Genomic DNA, 19752 nt, shown 5'->3' with positions numbered 1-19752 from the left:
ATAATGAATTTGGCTTGAATATCAGCAACATACCTTCATTTTCGAACTATTTTACCTAATACCGCCAGTTTTCAGAGTGCCAATTAACAAAAAAATGTTGGTTCATTAAAGAATTTTAACGGGAATTGTCAAAAAACTTTTCCATATTGTTACATTAATTTCAAAAAAAATAGCCTAGTGTTGCAGACTTATTTCCCCTCTTAGGGGTAACTCAAAATAATGTTTAAAATCTTCGTCAGATAATTCCTCTCCTAATAAATACATCATTTTGGCTACAGCCGTTTCTGTAGTAATGTCTTTTCCATTAATAACACCTATTCTTTTTAAGTCTGTACTTGTTTCATACAAACCAAGAATAACACTTCCTCCTGCACATTGTGTAACATTTACAATTCGTATTCCTTTCTGAATTGCTGCTGCTAATAAATCTATAAACCAAGATTCTGTAGGTGCATTTCCAGAACCGTATGTTTCTAGAATAACTCCTTTTAAGTTTGGTATGTTTAAAATAGTCTCAACTACTTTAGAAGTAATTCCAGGGAATAACTTTAAAACCACTACATCATCAATTAAGTTTTTACGAAAGATTAATGAAGTATCTTTATTATTGCTTTTATACAATAAATGGTGATTAAAGTGTAAATGCACTCCACTTTCTGCTAATGGCGGATAATTCATAGAATTAAAAGCTTCAAATTGTTCCGCGTTAATTTTTGTAGTCCTATTAGCACGATACAATTTATACTCAAAATACAAACCCACTTCTTTAATAATAGGTTCATCTTCTTTTTCTCTTGCACAAGCAATTTCTATAGATGTAATTAAATTCTCTTTCGCATCTGTTCGTAAATCTCCAATTGGTAATTGTGAACCTGTAAAAATTACGGGTTTTTGAAGGTTCTCAAACATAAAACTAATTGCAGAAGATGTATAAGACATCGTATCAGATCCTGTTAACACCACAAAACCATCGTGTGCGGCATAATTTTCTGCTATAATTTCAGCTATCTTTATATAATAGCTCGTATTCATATTAGAAGAATCTATAGGTTCTTCAAATGAAATAGTTGTGATTTCACAGTTTAGGTGCTGTAATTCTGGAATTTTTTCTAAAATCTGACTAAAGTCGAATGCTTTTAACGCTCCAGTGGTATAATCTTTAATCATACCTATTGTTCCCCCTGTGTATATTAACAATATTTTAGGTTTGTTTGCCATTTTGACAACTTTTGAGTTCATATTTGAAAATGGAATAATTTATGTTGTAAATTTATCAAACAAAACAAAATAAGAAACGATTATGATAGGTTTTTATATTCTTATAGGTATTATTACACTATTCAGTTCAGTAGTAAGCAATACCTTGAAGAGAAAATTCAAAAAATACTCAAAAGTACATTTGAGAAATGGAATGAGTGGAGCTGAGATTGCAGAGAAGATGTTAGCCGATCATGGTATTTATGATGTAAAAGTTATTTCTACACCTGGAATGCTTACAGATCATTATAATCCACAGAATAAAACAGTAAATTTAAGTGAAGGTGTATATAATCAAAGAAATGCTGCTGCAGCTGCAGTTGCTGCGCATGAAGTAGGACATGCTGTTCAACATGCAAAAGCATATGCTTGGTTACAAATGCGTTCTAAACTTGTACCAATGGTTAGCATTACTTCTAGATATTCGCAATGGTTAATTATGGGAGGAATTCTTTTTGGTGCTGCTTCTGGAGATACTGGTATTGGTTTATATATAGCTGTAGCTGGTTTAATTTTTATGGCAATAGGAACATTATTTAGTTTCATTACTTTACCAGTAGAATACGATGCTAGTAATAGAGCTTTGGCTTGGCTCGAGAATAAACACATGGTAACTAGAGAAGAATTAGCAGGTTCTAAAGACGCTTTGAAATGGGCAGCTAGAACATATTTAGTTGCTGCTCTAGGATCGTTAGCAATGCTAGCTTACTGGGCTTTACAAATATTAGGAAATAGAGACTAATCATTTTATATAAAAATAATTACAAATAAAGAGTTCTAAAATTATAGAGCTCTTTGTTATTTTTAAGAGTTTACTTCGTCTAAGTGAGAAATTAAAACCATGAAAAAAGCTCTTCTAATTCTTCTTTTAGTTTGTTCAAGTACTACTATATATAGTCAAAAAATGACTCCAACAAAACTTGGCAATATGTTCGAAACAGTTAGTGACAGTATTGTCAGCCAGAAATCACAGTGGAGATTTATTATTAAACAAATTCCATTTATTGCTATTGCAGACTCTACACATAATAGAATGCGTATTATGTCTCCCGTAGCAGAAAGCGAGAGACTGACTGAAGAATTTAAAACTGCTTCTTTAATGGCTAATTTCCATACAGCTTTAGATGTAAAGTATGCAATTTCTGATGGTGTCTTATGGTCTGTATTCATACATCCTTTAAAAGAACTCACAGAAGATCAGGTATTAGACGCTATTAGTCAAGTATACTATGCCAATATTAATTTTGGTACTACTTTTTCTAGCACTTCTCTTGTATTTCCCGGAAATAAACCTCAAAAAAAAGAAAAACCTAAAAAGAAAAAACGAGTTTTAGAGAAGATTTAAATTTCATTTCTGTTTAAAAATCATTGTAAAACTATCTTATAACGAATATAGCTATAGTATCATTTAAATACTATAGAAAAAGTTTTAAAACTCGGTTTAACGGAATTTTACCCCTATTCATCTGTTTTTGATTTCAAAAAACACACTTAGTTTTCATTTTTGGCATATAAATCTAAAATTGAAATTATGAGAATTTTCGGGGTATTCTTACTACTTACTTTAAAGGCTAGTTTAGTATTTGCACAACATAATATTAATGGTACTGTTTCTGACAAACAAAATGAACCTTTACCTTTTGCTAATGTAATTTTATATGAAGAAGGAAATACCACTCCTAAAGGTGTTGTATCTGATGACAATGGAAAATACAATTTTGCAAATCTTAAAGAAGGCACGTATCATATTGAAATTTCAATGTTGGGTTTTAAAACCAAAACTTCAAAAAAGTTTGAGCTTACTGCAAATAAAAATTTAAACTTTACGCTAGAAGAAACAAATGAATCACTAGACGAAGTTGTTGTAACAAGTAAACGTCCTGTGATTCGACAAACTGCAGAAAAATTAATTGTTGACCTGGAAAATTCAGAAATGATTAATAATAGCTTGCAAGATGTTGTAAAAAGGGTTCCTGGAATTATTGTAACGAATAATGGAATTAACTTTGCTGGAAGATCTGATGTGCGTATTCTTATTAATGGTAAAACCACGGATTACATGGATATGGATACTCTTTTGCGTGATTTACCAGCAGATAATATTGCTAAAGTTGAATTGATAGAACAACCAGGTGCTGAATTTGACGCTGAAGGATCTGGACCTATTATTAATATAATTTTAAAGAAAAATGTTCGACTTGGAACGCATGGTAGTACTACCGTTTGGCTTGGTGAAGATGAAGGTATAGAATACGGAACCAATGCTTCTATTGCTAGTTATAAAAACAAATTAAATTGGCAATTAAACACAGGATATTCTAGTCCTACTTGGCGAGATGATCTTTTTATTGAAAGAACCGTTGGAAATACTAAATACGATCAAGCTACTATAGAGCCTTTTGATCCAAAACGTATTTGGGTAGGTGGAAGTATCGATTATTATATTAATGACAATAATTCTATTGGAGTGGGTACACGTTATAACAATTCAACTTCTGATAGAGTAGCAAAAAGTAATACTGATATTACCACTGCAACTAGCTTACAGAGATTTGTTACTGAAAACACATTTGATAGAACTCAAAATACGTTGAGCTTAAATCCTTATTATGAATTTAAAACAGAAAGTGATAAACTATTGATTGATTTCAACTATGTAAATTATAAAAATGAAAACGCTAACGATATTTATGCTGTAAACGGAAATACTGTTCCTTTTACCAATCAACGTTATTTACAAGACGGAGAATATACTATTAATACTTATAAAGCAGATTACACTAAAACTTTTTCTGATGATTTTAAATTAAGTTTTGGAGGTAAGTACTCACAAATAAATACGGATAGTGATTTACAATTATTTACACAAAATGCTACAGGAAATTTTGATTTTCAAGCTGCCAATAGTAATCGATTTCTTATTGATGAAAAAATCTTTGCTGTATATTCTAAAGTAAATGCTACTATGGGAGATTGGTCCTTTTCTGGTGGATTACGATATGAAAACAGTAACACACAAGGAACCTCTACAAATACCAACGACACAAGAACTCGTAATATTTCTCAAATTTTCCCAAGTGCTTCTTTAAGTAAAAAAATTACAGAATCATTAGGTGCTAATGTTGCATATAGCTACCGAATTAGAAGACCTAGTTACAATAGTTTGAATTCGTTTGTTACTTTATATGATCCATTAACCTCTGAAGTTGGGAATCCAAATTTAAAACCTTCATTTACGAACAATTATCAATTCAATCTAACTTTTGATAGTCAACCTTTCTTTACTGTTTCATATAGCGAAACTAAAGATGACTTATTTCAGTTTATTTCACAAGATGATACTACGGCTCAAATCTCAAGAACTACTATTAATTTACAAGATCGTCAAAACTGGAATTTTAGACTTTTTGGTCCGTTAGATTTTATTGAAGGACTGGAAGGATTTACTGGAGTTATTGTAGATTTCAACAAGTTTCAATCAAATGAATTAACACCTACTTTAAAACTTACCAAATGGAATTACGGATTATTCACTCAAGCAAGTTATAAGTTACCTTGGGATATTAATGCTGAAATGTCTAGTTATTTTGGTTCAGGAGCTTTAGAAGGACAAATTGATGTGGGCTGGATTGGAAACTTAAGTTTTTCTTTTGGAAAGAAATTTATAGATGACCGATTAAAAGTAAACCTAGGAATTTACAAAGTATTAGATAGAGGTTTTGTAGGACGAGTTAATTACGATAATATTAATGCTAATATAGAAAGTAATGGATCTAGACAAAATGTACAGTTGCGTTTAACCTATAATTTTGGATCTAAATTTGGAAAAAAGAAATCGAAACGCAATGGCTCTAGAGACGAAGAAAACAGAATCGATAGTAATGATTAATCTAGTAAAAATGAAAAAAAATACGCACATAAAAGTTTTATTTGTTTTAGGTTTCTGCTTACAAATTTTAGCTCAGATTTCATTTTCTTTTACAGATACATTCAATCTTTTAGAACCAATCGATTTTATTCACTGGACGCTTTTAATTGGTTATGTATTAATCATTCCCGGTGTATTACATTTTTCAAAAGGAAAGTTCTCTAAAGTTGGAGTTCCCATTACCATGGCTGGAATTATGGCTTCTATAGGAATGTGTACCATAGATTTCGTTTTATGGAGTTTTAACAGCAATTTAGAAGAACGTGCAAACATGTATTATCATTTGGTTGCAGAACCTGCTATTTGGCCTGTTTTTATTTCTGTGGGACCTACATTATTATTTGTCGGACTCTCTATTCAATCATTCGATTACATAAACACGAATCTAAAAGGAATGTTTATTACACTTTTTGGTTCTATTACCACAGGAATAGGTGGTTTGTTACTTCCTCAAGAATATCATGCTGTAATGCTTATTGGTTATATTGTTTTCGTGATTGGTTTATTCATTTTATTTCTTCCAAAAAAACAGGAAAACACCAAACACAACAAACTCTATGATTACTTATTTTTAACTGGAATACTTTTCGAAGTTATTGGGCAATTGTTATTTGTACTTGTATCCGTCTATGATTTAAAACCTATAGATTTTGCACATTGGTCTTTATTTTTAGGCGTTGCTTTTGCCATTCCTAAAATGGTAAATTTCCCTAAAGGAATTATCACCTACATAGGCACACCCATTGCTATGGCTGGAGCAATTTGTATTCTTGGTATGTGTCTTCTAGATTTTATATGGTGGAGTCAACCTAATCAAGAAATTCGTAATGAGTTTGCAAGTCACTTATCACAGTTCCCATCCATTTGGGATGTTTTCATAAAAAAAGGCACAGGTTATTTTAATATTGGCTTATTCATTTTGAGTTTAAATTATTTACGACAAAATAAACTTGGTGTTCTTGTTATTTTAATTGCCACGCTATTTATTTTTGGTATCATCCCAATACCATATAAAATGATAATTGGGTATCTTACCACTTTAATAGGCTTTGGCTTGTTATTCTTTACCAAAACAACTATTAATGAACACAAGGATAAACAAATCTGATATTTATTTAATTGTTATTTATTTCATTGTAGACTTTAGTATTCAAGGTAGGTCTTACTATAAAAATAACTCTCGTCTTATTGAATATTTACTCGATTTTCCTATGGAATTTATTACTACTTGTGCTATTATTTTCATTTTCACGTTTTGGATTATCCCTAAGTTTCTTCAAGAAAAAAGGTATTTATTTTTTACTGTTGTTGGAATTGGAACTATGGTTGCACTTACATCTCTTGAATATATTGTTAGTTACTGGACTGGTAATAACGACTGGTCTAAGTTTCCTAGTGGGTTCGAGTTTGTTTTCAAAATGATAAATCGTTGTACTTCCAATGTATCCTTTTTGTTTGCTTTATTCTTAACCAAAAAGTTTTATGAAGGTCAAAATCAACTTATTGAAGTTGAAAAACAACAAAAAGAAAATGAGTTAAAACTATTACGAAGTCAACTAGATCCACACTTCTTGTTTAACAACCTAAATACATTAGATAGTTTAATCGATTCTAACTCTGAAAAGGCAAAAGAATATATCAATAGATTATCTTTAATTTATCGATATCTCATCCAAACCAAAGATTCAGAAGTTATGGAGCTTTCTGAAGAAATCACCTTAGCCGAAAACTATATTTTCTTGATTAAAACACGTTTCGATCATGATTATGATTTTCATATAAAACGCAATGCTTCCATAGAAAACAAATTCATTCCTACAGGCGCCATTCAAGCTTTATTAGAAAATGTAGTAAAACATAACAAACCAAGTGTTGGCAATACTATTACAGCTACTATTTATATTGAAGATAACTGGTTAACTGTAGCGAATTCAAAATCATCAATTGTAGCCAAAAAAGATTCTTTTGGTACTGGATTAGAAAATTTAAAAACACGTTATCAATTATTATCTGATAAAGAAATTAGTATTATCAATACTAATAATGAGTTTAAAGTAATTATTCCTATTATTAAATTAAGTGTAGAAAATTAAGCGTATGAAAATTTTAATTTTAGAAGACGAAATTCCTGCATATCAAAAACTAACAACCTATTTAAACAACTTTTTTGAAGATGAAGTTGCACATGATTGGGCACGCTCTATCTTAGAAGGAAAAAAACTACTTACTAAACATAGTTATAGTTTTATTTTATCAGACATTCAATTATTAGATGGCATTTCATTTGATTTATTTGATGATGTAAGCATTGATATTCCAATTATTTTCTGTTCTGCTCATGATGAATACCTTTTCAAAGCTTTTAACTCTAATGGGATTGCTTACATATTAAAACCTTATTCTAAAGCTGATTTTAACAAAGCCATTGAAAAATATCAATCGCTATTTAAAAAAGGTGATTATGGTAACTTAAACACCAATATTATTTCAGAATTAAAAACAGCTTTAAAAGAAGAAAATACCGTTTATAAAAAACGTTTTGTAATTAAGAAAAGTAAAGGAATACAACTATTAAACGTAATAGATATTACCCATATTGAAGCTTCTGGTGATTTTTGTATTGCTATAGATTCTGCAGGTAAAAGACACACTATTTCCCAAAGCTTAAGTTCAATTTTTCAACAACTGAATCCGGTCAAATTTTTTAAAATTAATCGAAGTGAAATTGTCAATATTGATTTTATTCAAAATATTGAAAGTCATTTTAAAAACCGATTATTACTCACAGTAAAAGGTTGTAAAGAAAAACCAATGACCAGCTCTTCAACTACTGCAGAATTTAGAAAGTGGTTAGAGCAATAAAATAAAAAGACTCGGAATATTCTCCGAGTCTTTTTTATATATCTATTTGTATTTTATTAGTCTCTACTCATAAAGATCTGTAAGATATACCAAAACAATAGCATTAAAGAAGCAAATAATCCTAATGCCGCTGGAATATAATCTTCTGTTGTAAATCTATGTACTAAGTTAGATGTTTGATATAAAATAGACCCTCCTGCTAAAACAGCCATTCCTACAGAGAACCATAATCCTAAATTAAATCCGAATAATGTTCCTGCTATAATCAAACCAATTGCAATAAAGAATCCAATAGTTAATCCTGCTCTTAAAAAAGAAAAGTCTTTTTTAGTTAATAATACCACTGCAGACAATCCCGCAAATAATGTTAAGGTGACAATACCTGCTTGTTCTAATACTTCAAAACTTTGCGTATAGGTTACTGCAATATAGATTAGTGGAATAAAGATAAATGCTTGTGCAAATACATAACCTGCGTAAGCCATATACTGTAAGTTTTTATCTGTTGTTTTTAATGCTGTACTTTCAGCATAATTTGTAACCAACATAAAACCTCCAAGTAACAATAACCATTTGTATCCTTGCGTCATAGACAAAGTAAATTCTACAATAGCATTACTTTGTAATAATAAATATTCAAAAATAATGAACAACAAAACGCCTCCTGCAACGTGCGCATATGTTTTCTTATAAAAGGCGACTCTTTCAACCTCAGTAGTGTGAGCTACCAATACCCTGTCGTTATCAAATGAATTGAATGAATTTTCCATAAATTTTTATTTTAAGATTATTTTATTTGCGTATTTATTTACACCATCTGTCAGCCTAAGTATATACATTCCTCTTCCTATTGATTTAAAATTAAGTTGAAGTGAATCAATATGTTCAGTAACTGTTTTGCTATAAACTACTCTACCATTTAAATCAAAAACCTGTGCATAAAATTTAGATTTTAATAATTTTTCAGGCAAATTTACATTAAAAACCCCATTAGATGGGTTTGGAAAAACACTTACTCCAGTTCCATTATTAACTGTATAATCATCTACATCTAACACAGCTTTTCCTAGGACTCCTAAAAATCCTTTGTTAATACCCTCTGCTCTAAAAACATTATCGTTATCAAAAATACTATATCTATTAAAACGCCCTCCAACGATTAGTTCATTTTCGTTATTAGTAGTTGCAGTACTTGTTATAATAGAAAAATTTGTAGAAGCTATTGTTTTCACCCATAATACATTTCCATTATTGTCAAGTTTCATAACAAAAGAATTACTTCCATCTTCATAACTTCCATTTAACTCTATTGTATCATTAATATATAAATTCCCCCAAAAAGTACCCGAAACATATAAATTACCTTCAAAATCTGCAGTAGTGTCATATGATCTTATTTGAGCACTTGCGCTAAACATCTTAACCCAGGAAAAATCATTATCATTATTTATCTTCCCTAAATACAATACTTGTTCATATCTAGTACTCAAATTAACAGCTAAATTATTAAAAGAATATGTAGTTTGTTGTGAAGTATCTAAAAATCCAGTTACAAATTTATTCCCTAAATTATCTCCTGTAATTTTAACTCTTCTATAATCTAAGTTATATGCATCCGTCGTATGTCCGTAGTTAAACACATTAAGTACTTCTAATTCATCATTTATTTCAAAAACTACTTTTTTACCATTAATTGTACTATCATTTCCTGTTTTATCGAACGTAACACCATTGTAAGTAATTCTATCTCCTGTGAATGTTCCAGCCAAATAAAAAGTGTTATTAATTCCCTTTACTAGATTTATATCTAAAATATTTGGAGAGTTTCCTTCTGTATCTATCCTTAATGATTTTTTATAATTCAAACTCTCATCAAAAAGAGCCACTACAACTTTGCTAAAACTTACAACAGAGACAAGTATATCTCCATTATTAAGTATAGCTATATCCTCATAGGAATAAAAACTAGAATCTATATCAATTGCATGAGTAATATTATTTTCTATAATTCCCTCTTCAGAAAATTTAACAATAAACAAACTTCTTTCCCCATCTATATTAGGTCTAATTGCTTCTCCATTGATTTCAATTTCTGAAGTTATTACTCCTGCTAAATATACAGCCTTATTATTGTATTGAATATGTTCCCCTATTTGAATAGCAGGTTTAAATTCTCCTTTAATAGTATGAGACCATATTACATTATTATCTAAATCAAATTTTGCTATAGTATAATTATTAGATCCAAATACATTATTCGTTCCACTTCCATCATTCAATAACGCATAGTAATGGTTTTCTTTATCTGAAACTACATCTATTACATTAGAATTAAGACTATTTTCGCTAACGAACTCTTTTCTCCACTGCTCTTCTCCATCAACAACCTTTCTAAATGATAGTTGAAGGCTATCTTCATCTATAACAGAATTAAGCTCCTCGTTGTCTGAAGGATAAGCAGGAAAAATATAATTAGAGGCCTTGGTTGTACTAAGAGTAACTGTATTATCTGGGTTGAATACAAGTCTTCTTATACTTGTAGCATTCTCTAGTCCATATACTATTATTGAAAGACTATTTCTTTCATCGTATAATGGCCTAGCATCTAAAAAATTAGTCAAGGTTTCTCCATTATATTCATCAAAGACATTAAGCGAATTTAGATTTCCAGTATCATCATTAACTGAAACAATAAATGAATATGTATCATTAGCGGGATCAGGTAAGCTTAAATTTGCAAGAGTTCCTCCTTTATAATATAGCATTCCAAATAAAAATAATTCTCCATTTTTTATTATAAACTTTCCTCCATTAGATACACCAGAGTTATTGTTTCTATGAGCTATTGCATAAGCCCATCTAGTAACAAAGTTAGTATCTAGAGAAGCATAAAAAAGATTGTATAAAAAGCTTGTAGAGTTTAATACATAAGCATCTAAATAGGCTGTTTCTCTAATGTACCCTACAATATTAATATTCCCTTTAAAAAAGATAATATCTGTTACTACAATATTTCTATCTAAATCTCTAGTATAAGACACATTAGAAAAATCTTGACTTATAGTATACAACTTATTAAATATTATTACATAAAGTTCATTAGTTGTTGTATTAATTGTAAATCTAGGGCTAATATACCTATCACTATAGGCTATTCGCCTAAATTTTTCATTAGTTCCCATAGTAACATGGTGCACTAAATTACCAGACAAATCATATTCTGTTAAGAAATAATTATATTCTTCTCCAGTAGTAAAAAGCTCAGTATTTGCAAGTTTATCTCCATCTTTGAATTCACCTAACACATAGATTTTATCATTATAAACTTTCAACTGATAAGCACTAACACTACCGTTTAATTTACTATCACTTTGTGTAACCCACAACAACTCTCCTGAATCATTAAATTTAGCTAGAAAAAAGTTACTATTTATACCTTCACTTTCAATAACTTGATTTTCTAAAGTTGTTTTTCCATAAAAACTTCCTAGAATATAAATAAACTCCCCTTTTTTCTCCATCTCAATAACTCTTTCGGCTTGAGTTCCTCCAAATAATGAAATAGCTCCCCAATCGGGTGGTGTTTCTAATGTTGTTTGAGATTTAACTATCAACATAGATAGCCCTAAGAATAGCAATAGTACTTTTCTTTTCATATCAATTTTGTTTTTAAATATTGGCGTCAAAAATAGGAAATATATTTATTTCTTTTTCAAAGAATTAAAAATAAAAAACCCCAGTACATAACTGAGGCTTTCTATATTTTTTAATCGTTTAGCTTTAATACTGCCATAAACGCTTGCTGTGGTATTTCTACATTTCCTACCTGACGCATACGTTTTTTACCTTTTTTCTGCTTTTCTAAAAGTTTACGCTTACGAGAAATATCTCCTCCATAACATTTTGCTGTTACATCTTTACGTAAAGCTTTTACTGTTTCACGTGCTATAATCTTAGCTCCAATAGCTGCCTGAATTGGAATATCGAATTGTTGACGTGGAATTAATTCTTTTAATTTCTCACAAATTCGTTTTCCAATATTATAAGCATTATCTGCATGTAATAATGCTGAAAGTGCATCTACTGTATTACCATTTAATAACATATCTACACGTACCAGTTTCGATTTCTTCATTCCAATTGGATGATAATCGAACGAAGCATATCCTTTAGAAACTGTTTTTAAACGATCGTAAAAGTCAAATACGATTTCTGCTAATGGCATTTCAAAAATCAACTCTACACGCTCTGGCGTTAAATAAGTTTGATTCATGATTTGACCACGTTTTTCGATACACAAACTCATTACTTGTCCAACAAAATCAGATTTTGTAATAATAGAAGCTTTGATAAACGGCTCCTCTACTCTATCTAATTTAGATGGATCTGGTAAATCTGATGGATTATTTACAATAATAATTTCGTCTGGTTCTTTCTTTGTAAACGCATGATATGATACGTTAGGAACTGTAGTAATTACAGTCATATTAAACTCACGCTCTAAACGCTCTTGAATAATTTCCATGTGTAACATTCCTAAGAATCCACAACGGAAACCAAATCCTAAAGCTGCAGAACTCTCTGGCTGAAATACTAAAGAAGCATCGTTTAATTGTAATTTTTCCATAGAATTACGAAGTTCTTCATAATCCTCTGTATCTACAGGATAAATTCCAGCAAATACCATTGGTTTTACATCTTCAAAACCTTCAATTACATCTGTTGTTGGATTTTCAAAATCAGTAATCGTATCACCTACTTTTACCTCTTTTGCGGCCTTAATTCCAGTAATTAAATACCCTACATCTCCAGTTTTAATTTCTTTCTTTACGACTTGCTCTAATTTTAAAGTACCAACTTCATCGGCTCCATATTGTTTTCCAGTAGCCATAAATTTAATTTGCTGATTCTTTTTTATAGAACCATCAATTACTCTAAAATAGGTCTCAATTCCACGATACGAATTATAAACACTATCAAAAATTAAAGCTTTTAAAGGTGCCTCTGGATTTCCTTCTGGAGCAGGAATACGATTAATAATTGCTTCCAAAATCTTATCTACTCCAAATCCAGTTTTTCCGCTCGCAGGGATTACCTCTTCTGCATCACATCCTAATAAATCTACAATATCATCTGTAACCTCTTCTGGGTTTGCAGAAGGTAAATCTACTTTATTTAATACTGGAATAATTTCCAGATCATTTTCTAATGCTAAGTATAAATTAGAAATTGTTTGTGCCTGTATACTTTGTGCTGCATCTACAATTAACAAAGCTCCTTCACAAGCTGCAATAGAACGCGAAACTTCATATGAAAAGTCTACGTGTCCTGGAGTATCAATTAAATTTAGAATATATGGTTCTCCATTATGAATATAATCCATTTGAATAGCGTGTGATTTGATGGTAATACCACGTTCACGCTCTAAATCCATATTATCTAATAATTGATCTTGCTTTTCACGTTCAGTTACTGCACCTGTATAATCTAATAAACGATCTGCCAAAGTACTTTTACCATGGTCGATGTGTGCAATAATGCAAAAATTTCTAATATTCTTCATTTCTTATCTCTATCTACTGACAACCCACAAAGATACGTTATTTAAGAGCTTCGCCAAATAAAAGTTCAACACTTAAATACCTTATTACTTTTGATATCTATTTTTAAGAAAACGAAATTCTCTGCTATCGAATTAAGTCTGCCTACAAATTAGAAAAACAAGCTGTTTTTTTAATCTTATTTTTTCCTTTTTAACCAGTATTTTTTCCCTCTCGATAAGTTTAACCCCTGTAAAAGCAAGCTTTTACTATACATTTGATATCGGATAACGAATTGAATATTTATAGATTATTTAATCAAAAGAAACGTTATGATCTATATATTCGTTCAACCCTAAAAACTAACAAAATGAAAAAATCACTTAAATTATTCTCGCTTCTTTGCATCTCTTTTTCGATTTTTAGCTGCTCTACTTCTGAGGTTCCTGCTGAAGAAGAACCAACACCAAATCCAACAGAGAAAATTACGTACGAAAAAGATGTAAAAAACATTATTAACAATAGCTGTGCTACAGCTGCTTGTCATGACAATACAAATCCAACAGCTGGATTGTCTTTAACAACTTATGTACAAGTTAGAGCTGCAGCAGAAAATGGAAATTTATTTGGCCGTATTAATAATGCATCTAACCCAATGCCTCCAACGGGACTTTTACCAACATCTAACAGAAATATTATTGACCAATGGAGAACTGATGGTTATTTAGAAAACTAATTTCAATTCCCAATATATTACTATTACATTACTATGAGACTATTGACTATTTTTTTATTAATAGCACAGGTTACTTTTGCTCAAAAGTTTTTTACAAGAACTGGACAAACTGGGTTTAAAGCTTCTGTTGCGGCTTTTGAACCTGTACAAGCCCTCAACAAAAGTACCAGTGCTATATTAAATGATAAAGGAGAAATTGCTTCACAATTATTTATAAGTGCTTTTAAGTTTAGAGTTGCTTTAATGCAAGAACATTTTAATGAAAACTTTATGGATTCTGACACGTATCCTAAAGCTAACTTTAAAGGTAAAATTGAAAACTTTGATCTCAATAAGCTTAGTAAGCAAGCACAAAAAGTTACGTTAAGTGGTGTTTTGACTATTAGAGGAATCGCAAAAAATATAATTACTGAAGGCACTATTTCAAAAAATGGCACAACTATTAAATTAATAGCTGCTTTTAAAGTTACTCCGCAAGATTTTGAAATAAAAATCCCAAGTGTAATTAGACGAAAAATAGCAAGAGACGTTACTATTGATATAAATTATGATTTGGTCGAAAAGAAATAAAACATTCTTATTTGTAGTAGTATTAGCAATAGGCACAATGTATGGCGCTTATCAATATATTTTTCAGCCACCTAAAACTATAACTAACAGTACTATCGACTTTAATGGAAGTGCTTCCAGTTTGTTATCTGAAGTAACACAGAATCCAACTCAATGGCAAAACAAGATTGTAAGCATTACTGGGAAAATTACTTCAGTAGATTCGCAAGGATTCATTTTGGAAGAAAATATATTTTGTCAAGTAGATACAACGATCAACATAAAAAACATACAACAAAACCAAACGATTACAACTAAAGGGTTTGTAATTGGTTTTGATGATTTATTAAACGAATTAAAACTAAATCAATGCATTATACTAACCAACTAGTTATGAAATTACTTATAAGTCTGTTTTTTATAAGTTCTCTAACTATTATTGCACAAGATGATTTATTAAATGAACTAAATGAAGACAGTAATTCTGTACCAATGTACGAATTACCAGCTTTTAAAACGTTAAAAATTGGGAATTTACAATCTACTAAAGTTGCAGAAAAAGGTGATTTGTATTTAATCGTTTCCCATAGATTTGGACCTTTAAAAGATGGATTTGATACTTTTTTAGGCTTAGATCAGGCAAATACTAAAATCGAACTTTTATATAGCTTTTGGAAAGGTATACAGTTTAGTATTAGTAGAGAATCTTTCAGAAGAACATTGGCATTAGCTAGTAAATTTAGCTTATTAAAACAATCGAATACTTCTCCGTTTAATATTGCGGGATATGCAACCATTAATAGAAATACTGAAATCAGTAATAGTAGATTTACCAATTTCACTTTAAAAGATGCTGATAGATACAGTTATTCTTTACAGCTATTAATTTCTAGACGATTTTCTAAAAGGTTTTCTTTTGAAATTGCTCCTACTTACATTCGTGAAAATTTGCAAATTCTAGAAGAAACTATAGAAGCTAACCACAATCAATTTGCAATGGCTTTTGGTGGTAGATTAAAACTTAGCAAAAGAATAAGTTTAAATGCAGAATATGCATATAACTTTAATAGACATAAAAACTCAATTTACTCAAATCCTTATACGTTTGGGATAGATATTGATACTGGTGGACACGTATTTCAATTATTGTTTACCAATGCACAATCTTCCAATGAACCAGGTTATATAAGTAATGCTGGTGGCGATATTGCTTTTGGATTTAACATTGTACGAGTTTTTTAACATTCATTATACAGATAGTAGCCTATCTATTTCCATCTTGCATCTAAAATTCTTCACCATGATTTGGGTAGGCTACTTTTATTTTTTTTCTTACTTCATCTAATAATTGTATCAATTCTACACTAAAAGAATTTGGTAATACTGGACTTTCTATTAACCCTTTATCTAGACATTCCATTACATGTGCCGCTTCAAATTGATAACCAAATCCATCTCCATCATTTATAGCGTAGCTTTGTGTTTCATAGTTTTGTACTTCCTTTCTTTTTATTATAAAAATAGGATCATTCAATTCTCTTGAAACTCTAATAGCTCCACCATCGAAATGAAAAACAGTATCGTTAAATGAATCACAAGTAAACCCTGATTTTAAATAGGCTTTTTTTCCTTCTTCATATTCAAAAACCATTGTCAAAAACTCATCTGAACCTGTTGGACTCAATTCAGCGTTTGCTTCAATATTTTTAGGAACGCCTAACGTCATTAACGCATTAAACACAGGATAAATTCCAATGTCTAATAACGATCCTCCTCCTAACTTTAAATTATACAATCTACTTTCTGGATCAAATGGTGCATAGAACATAAAATCTGATTGAATCAGTTTTAGCTCTCCTAATTCTTTTGACTCTATAACTTCTAAAACTTTACGAAATCTCGGTAAAAAGCGTGTCCAAAAAGCCTCCATTAAAAATGCATTGTGCTTTTTTGAAGCTGCAATCATTTCCTGTACTTCTTTTTCATTAATTGCAAATGCTTTCTCACATAACACTGCTTTTCCATATTCTAAACTTAGCAATGTATGTTTACAATGATACGTATGTGGAGTAGCTATATATATAATATCTACAGCTTCATCTGCAACCATTTCTTCATACGAACCATACGATTTTTGAAATCCAAATTCATCTGCAAATCTTCTAGCTTTATCTAAACTTCTAGAAGCTGTAGCATACAAATTAGCATTGGTTAATAATTTTAAATCGCTTGCAAATTTTTCTGCAATTTTTCCACAGCCTAAAATGGCCCAATTATAAGTTTTATTCATTAACAAAAGTTAGATACATTATTACAAACGACGCGGAGTATAAGTCTAGTGAACTAGTTTTACTATCAATCCAAAGATCACTTCGTTTATTCTTTCTTTGTGAGGATGTTATATTTAAATCTACAAACCTCCAAAACACAAGCCTGCTCCTACTAAAAGGTATACAACAGCAAGTATATAAAAGATCTTAGACGCATTTTTATATTTTTTTCTCAAAAGGGTTCCTAAAAATATCAACACCAAAGGCGGACCAAATAAAATGGCTAAAATTAAAATTACTATTCCTGAATAATCGGCTTCTAAAGGAATCATGAGTATTGTTTTTTAAGTTCTTCTAAATGTTTCTTTTTATCATCTCTATATAGTAAGTTCATCGTTTCAAAAGGAATTATTTTATAATCCTTATCTACAATATGCACACACGATTTTTTAATAGCACGTACATCGAAATTATAGGCGTCTATAAATTGCATTATAATTATCCTGAATAAATTATCATAACCTAGATTTGGCGCATCTATATTTGGCAAACAACACATAATAGATTTTAGATTTTCTTCCGCAACCTCAACAGAATTTCCTGTACTAAACAACTCTATCATTTTGCCTTGTAAATCTGCGTCTTGTTCGTAAACAATAGTATTCTTACTATTATCTAATAAATCGGTAGGGTTTATATAACGTGTTAATGGAAATATTTCTCCATCTAATTTTAACGCATAGCCCATAACCAATGCATCTGGGTTGCACGGAACTGGTATTAAATCGTCTGAGGTAAACATGGAAGTTTGTTCTAAAATTTTCCTTCTAACTTCTGTCAGAGTTAATCGATCTGTTTCAGGATTAAAGTTTTCTAACCTTCCTGCAATTTGCGTTGGTTGAAATGTAACTCCTCTTACACATTTTTGTTGTATTGCATAATTAATAACCTTTCCTATTTCATGATCGTTCAATCCTTTTTGTAAGGTAACTACAAGTGTTGTTGACAGGTTTACTTCATTTAGGTTTACAATAGCTTGTTTTCTAATCTCTGCTAAATTCGCTCCTCTTAATTCTTGTAATACATTATCTTCAAACGAATCAAATTGTAAATAAATTTCAAAATCTGGAGTATAAGAAGCTAGCTTTTTCACAAAAGCTTTGTCTTTAGCAATTTTAATTCCATTGGTATTCAACATTAAATGTCGAATAGGTAACGACTTTGCATATGCTAAGATTTCAAAAAACTGTGGATGTATTGTAGGCTCCCCTCCACTGATCTGTACAACATCTGGTTCTTTTTCATTTTTAACAATCGTATCTAACATTTTTTTTACTTCTTCTAAGCTTCTATGTCTTCCATAGGTTGGTGAAGAACCTGCATAACAAGTAGGACAAGTAAGATTGCATCTATCTGTAACTTCTAAAACAGTTAAGCACGAGTGCTGTTCATGATCTGGACACAAACCACAATCGTACGGACAACCATAATCTGTTTTCGTGTTAAATGTATATGGAGTTTCTGAAGGTTTATTATAATTACGAATGTTCTTATAGTAATCTATATCATCTGCTATTAACACTTTGGAGTTTCCATGTGTCGGACAACGTTTTAGCATAAATACATTTCCTTCTTCAAATACAATTTTAGCATCTACTCTTTGTAGACATTCTGGACAAAGGCTCAATGTAAAATCATAGTAAGTATATTTTCTTACAGGCATATTTTATAACTTTAGATATATATTAAAAAAGAACTCAAGAAAAAAGAGCTTTATTGATAAACTTGTAATAATATATCCAACAAGTTATACATAAAATTTGAATTGTACTGAGTCCTAAAATTAAAAACTCATTTGGTTTTAAAAATTCTAACAAAAATCGAAATCCAAAATAGCTAATCATAAACCATTTGAAAATTGTGCCACTCTCTGTTTTGTTTTTACTGTAATTCTTCAAGACAAAAAATAATAGCATCAAAAAAAGTAATTCATACAATGATAGAGGATGACGTAAAACACCATCTCCTAAATTCATACCTGTAAAAAAAGTAGTTGGCTTTCCATACGTAAATTCTTTCGTTCCAGATAAGAAACATCCTATTCTTCCTATAAAAATCCCAATAATAATTGGCAAGGTAAATAAGTCACCAGACGAACTTTTTTCTCCTATCATTTTTTTAGCAATTTCTACTCCTAACAATCCGCCAAATAATCCGCCCATAATTGTTTTCACATTTACGATATAAAATAATGAGTGTGTATACACTACTGAGGGATGTTCTAATATTCCTATAATTCTAGAACCTAAAAAAGCTCCTATAGCAGCTCCTAAAATAATGGCTAATCTATTTGATGATGAAATAACATCTTCTGTGTTTCTTCTTAAATACACATAATATCTATATGCTATAAAAAATGCTAGATATTCTAATAGTAAGTGAATATTTACTTTATATCCAAAAACAACAGGTTCAAACGGAATTTGCAAGATGTATTTTTATATTAAGGTTCTTCTCAAACTTATAAAAAACTATTTAGTAATACACAAAAAAAGAGACTGTTTAAAAAGCAGTCTCTTTTTTAAAATTAACCTAGGATTTATATATAAT

18 protein-coding genes are annotated in these 19752 nt (G+C 30.3%); 10 read left to right on the top strand and 8 right to left on the bottom strand.

Annotated features, from left to right (window positions below; genetic code table 11):
• Nucleotides 1-174: 174 nt before the first annotated feature.
• Entirely contained in the window at nt 175-1218 is a 1044-nt protein-coding gene (locus ACKTTC_RS06610; protein ID WP_408039013.1) for an asparaginase, read from the bottom strand.
• An 82-nt stretch (nt 1219-1300) separates the two neighbouring features.
• Here ACKTTC_RS06610 and ACKTTC_RS06605 point away from each other — a divergent pair, with 82 nt between their 5' ends.
• The 6 genes from ACKTTC_RS06605 (at nt 1301) to ACKTTC_RS06580 (ending at nt 8047) form a co-directional block, all read left to right on the top strand.
• Entirely contained in the window at nt 1301-1999 is a 699-nt protein-coding gene (locus tag ACKTTC_RS06605) for a zinc metallopeptidase (RefSeq protein WP_408039012.1), read from the top strand.
• A gap of 162 nt (nt 2000-2161) precedes the next feature.
• Nucleotides 2162-2602, top strand: coding sequence for a hypothetical protein (locus ACKTTC_RS06600; protein ID WP_408039011.1), 441 nt, complete (start codon nt 2162-2164; stop codon nt 2600-2602).
• A 186-nt stretch (nt 2603-2788) separates the two neighbouring features.
• A complete protein-coding gene (locus ACKTTC_RS06595; protein WP_408039010.1) occupies nt 2789-5146 on the top strand; it encodes a TonB-dependent receptor domain-containing protein in 2358 nt (785 codons plus the stop codon).
• A 10-nt stretch (nt 5147-5156) separates the two neighbouring features.
• Entirely contained in the window at nt 5157-6293 is a 1137-nt protein-coding gene (locus ACKTTC_RS06590) for a hypothetical protein (RefSeq protein WP_408039009.1), read from the top strand.
• Entirely contained in the window at nt 6268-7278 is a 1011-nt protein-coding gene (locus tag ACKTTC_RS06585; RefSeq protein WP_408039008.1) for a sensor histidine kinase, read from the top strand. The genes ACKTTC_RS06590 and ACKTTC_RS06585 overlap by 26 nt, the downstream gene beginning before the upstream one ends.
• A gap of 4 nt (nt 7279-7282) precedes the next feature.
• Nucleotides 7283-8047, top strand: a complete 765-nt coding sequence (locus ACKTTC_RS06580; RefSeq protein ID WP_408039007.1) for a LytR/AlgR family response regulator transcription factor — start codon at nt 7283-7285, stop codon at nt 8045-8047.
• 56 nt (nt 8048-8103) lie between these two features.
• Here ACKTTC_RS06580 and ACKTTC_RS06575 read toward each other — a convergent pair whose 3' ends face one another.
• From ACKTTC_RS06575 to lepA, 3 genes are all read right to left on the bottom strand, one after another.
• The gene (locus ACKTTC_RS06575; RefSeq protein ID WP_408039006.1) at nt 8104-8817 is read right to left on the bottom strand and encodes a Bax inhibitor-1/YccA family protein; all 714 of its coding nucleotides are present in this window, start codon (nt 8815-8817) and stop codon (nt 8104-8106) included.
• A 6-nt stretch (nt 8818-8823) separates the two neighbouring features.
• On the bottom strand, nt 8824-11703 hold the full coding sequence (locus ACKTTC_RS06570; RefSeq protein WP_408039005.1) for a T9SS type A sorting domain-containing protein: 2880 nt from the start codon (nt 11701-11703) through the stop codon (nt 8824-8826).
• Nucleotides 11704-11813: 110 nt separating this feature from the next.
• Nucleotides 11814-13610, bottom strand: a complete 1797-nt coding sequence (lepA, locus tag ACKTTC_RS06565) for a translation elongation factor 4 (RefSeq protein ID WP_408039004.1) — start codon at nt 13608-13610, stop codon at nt 11814-11816.
• A 347-nt stretch (nt 13611-13957) separates the two neighbouring features.
• Between lepA and ACKTTC_RS06560 the strand changes: the two genes are divergently transcribed.
• Genes ACKTTC_RS06560 through ACKTTC_RS06545 form a run of 4 tightly spaced genes read left to right on the top strand, consistent with a single transcriptional unit; the run spans nt 13958 to nt 16114 of the window.
• Nucleotides 13958-14323, top strand: coding sequence for a hypothetical protein (locus tag ACKTTC_RS06560; RefSeq protein ID WP_408039003.1), 366 nt, complete (start codon nt 13958-13960; stop codon nt 14321-14323).
• A 33-nt stretch (nt 14324-14356) separates the two neighbouring features.
• Nucleotides 14357-14893: a YceI family protein gene (locus tag ACKTTC_RS06555; protein ID WP_408039002.1), complete on the top strand. Its 537-nt coding sequence runs from the start codon at nt 14357-14359 to the stop codon at nt 14891-14893.
• Nucleotides 14871-15263, top strand: a complete 393-nt coding sequence (locus ACKTTC_RS06550) for a hypothetical protein (protein WP_408039001.1) — start codon at nt 14871-14873, stop codon at nt 15261-15263. Before ACKTTC_RS06555 ends, ACKTTC_RS06550 begins: the two co-directional genes overlap by 23 nt.
• Before the next feature lie 2 nt (nt 15264-15265).
• Nucleotides 15266-16114 (top strand): DUF5777 family beta-barrel protein, encoded by an 849-nt coding sequence (locus ACKTTC_RS06545; RefSeq protein ID WP_408039000.1) that lies wholly within the window; start codon nt 15266-15268, stop codon nt 16112-16114.
• Between the two features lie 43 nt (nt 16115-16157).
• Here ACKTTC_RS06545 and ACKTTC_RS06540 read toward each other — a convergent pair whose 3' ends face one another.
• The 4 genes from ACKTTC_RS06540 to ACKTTC_RS06525 all read right to left on the bottom strand — a co-directional run bounded on the left by ACKTTC_RS06540 (nt 16158) and on the right by ACKTTC_RS06525 (nt 19631).
• Complete coding sequence (locus ACKTTC_RS06540; protein WP_408038999.1) at nt 16158-17162, bottom strand: Gfo/Idh/MocA family protein; 1005 nt, start codon at nt 17160-17162, stop codon at nt 16158-16160.
• 120 nt (nt 17163-17282) lie between these two features.
• A complete protein-coding gene (locus ACKTTC_RS06535; protein WP_408038998.1) occupies nt 17283-17474 on the bottom strand; it encodes a hypothetical protein in 192 nt (63 codons plus the stop codon).
• Nucleotides 17471-18865, bottom strand: a complete 1395-nt coding sequence (locus tag ACKTTC_RS06530; protein WP_408038997.1) for a radical SAM protein — start codon at nt 18863-18865, stop codon at nt 17471-17473. The genes ACKTTC_RS06535 and ACKTTC_RS06530 overlap by 4 nt, the downstream gene beginning before the upstream one ends.
• Nucleotides 18866-18899: 34 nt before the next feature.
• Nucleotides 18900-19631: a prolipoprotein diacylglyceryl transferase family protein gene (locus tag ACKTTC_RS06525; RefSeq protein WP_408038996.1), complete on the bottom strand. Its 732-nt coding sequence runs from the start codon at nt 19629-19631 to the stop codon at nt 18900-18902.
• Between the last annotated feature and the right edge of the window lie 121 nt (nt 19632-19752).

This window comes from Tenacibaculum amylolyticum (assembly GCF_964511145.1).
Classification (GTDB): Bacteria; Bacteroidota; Bacteroidia; order Flavobacteriales; family Flavobacteriaceae; genus Polaribacter; species Polaribacter amylolyticum.
Note: the sequence above shows the minus strand (reverse complement) of the source record. Positions and strands in the feature narration are given on the sequence as shown.

Excerpts from the sequence above, each read along its gene's own strand:
- ACKTTC_RS06610 (WP_408039013.1), bottom strand. The coding sequence starts at position 1,218 with ATGGCAAACAAACCTAAAATATTGTTAATATACACAGGGGGAACAATA.
- ACKTTC_RS06605 (WP_408039012.1), top strand. The coding sequence starts at position 1,301 with ATGATAGGTTTTTATATTCTTATAGGTATTATTACACTATTCAGTTCA.
- ACKTTC_RS06600 (WP_408039011.1), top strand. The coding sequence starts at position 2,162 with ATGACTCCAACAAAACTTGGCAATATGTTCGAAACAGTTAGTGACAGT.
- ACKTTC_RS06595 (WP_408039010.1), top strand. The coding sequence starts at position 2,789 with ATGAGAATTTTCGGGGTATTCTTACTACTTACTTTAAAGGCTAGTTTA.
- ACKTTC_RS06590 (WP_408039009.1), top strand. The coding sequence starts at position 5,157 with ATGAAAAAAAATACGCACATAAAAGTTTTATTTGTTTTAGGTTTCTGC.
- ACKTTC_RS06585 (WP_408039008.1), top strand. The coding sequence starts at position 6,268 with ATGAACACAAGGATAAACAAATCTGATATTTATTTAATTGTTATTTAT.
- ACKTTC_RS06580 (WP_408039007.1), top strand. The coding sequence starts at position 7,283 with ATGAAAATTTTAATTTTAGAAGACGAAATTCCTGCATATCAAAAACTA.
- ACKTTC_RS06575 (WP_408039006.1), bottom strand. The coding sequence starts at position 8,817 with ATGGAAAATTCATTCAATTCATTTGATAACGACAGGGTATTGGTAGCT.
- ACKTTC_RS06570 (WP_408039005.1), bottom strand. The coding sequence starts at position 11,703 with ATGAAAAGAAAAGTACTATTGCTATTCTTAGGGCTATCTATGTTGATA.
- lepA (WP_408039004.1), bottom strand. The coding sequence starts at position 13,610 with ATGAAGAATATTAGAAATTTTTGCATTATTGCACACATCGACCATGGT.
- ACKTTC_RS06560 (WP_408039003.1), top strand. The coding sequence starts at position 13,958 with ATGAAAAAATCACTTAAATTATTCTCGCTTCTTTGCATCTCTTTTTCG.
- ACKTTC_RS06555 (WP_408039002.1), top strand. The coding sequence starts at position 14,357 with ATGAGACTATTGACTATTTTTTTATTAATAGCACAGGTTACTTTTGCT.
- ACKTTC_RS06550 (WP_408039001.1), top strand. The coding sequence starts at position 14,871 with ATGATTTGGTCGAAAAGAAATAAAACATTCTTATTTGTAGTAGTATTA.
- ACKTTC_RS06545 (WP_408039000.1), top strand. The coding sequence starts at position 15,266 with ATGAAATTACTTATAAGTCTGTTTTTTATAAGTTCTCTAACTATTATT.
- ACKTTC_RS06540 (WP_408038999.1), bottom strand. The coding sequence starts at position 17,162 with ATGAATAAAACTTATAATTGGGCCATTTTAGGCTGTGGAAAAATTGCA.
- ACKTTC_RS06535 (WP_408038998.1), bottom strand. The coding sequence starts at position 17,474 with ATGATTCCTTTAGAAGCCGATTATTCAGGAATAGTAATTTTAATTTTA.
- ACKTTC_RS06530 (WP_408038997.1), bottom strand. The coding sequence starts at position 18,865 with ATGCCTGTAAGAAAATATACTTACTATGATTTTACATTGAGCCTTTGT.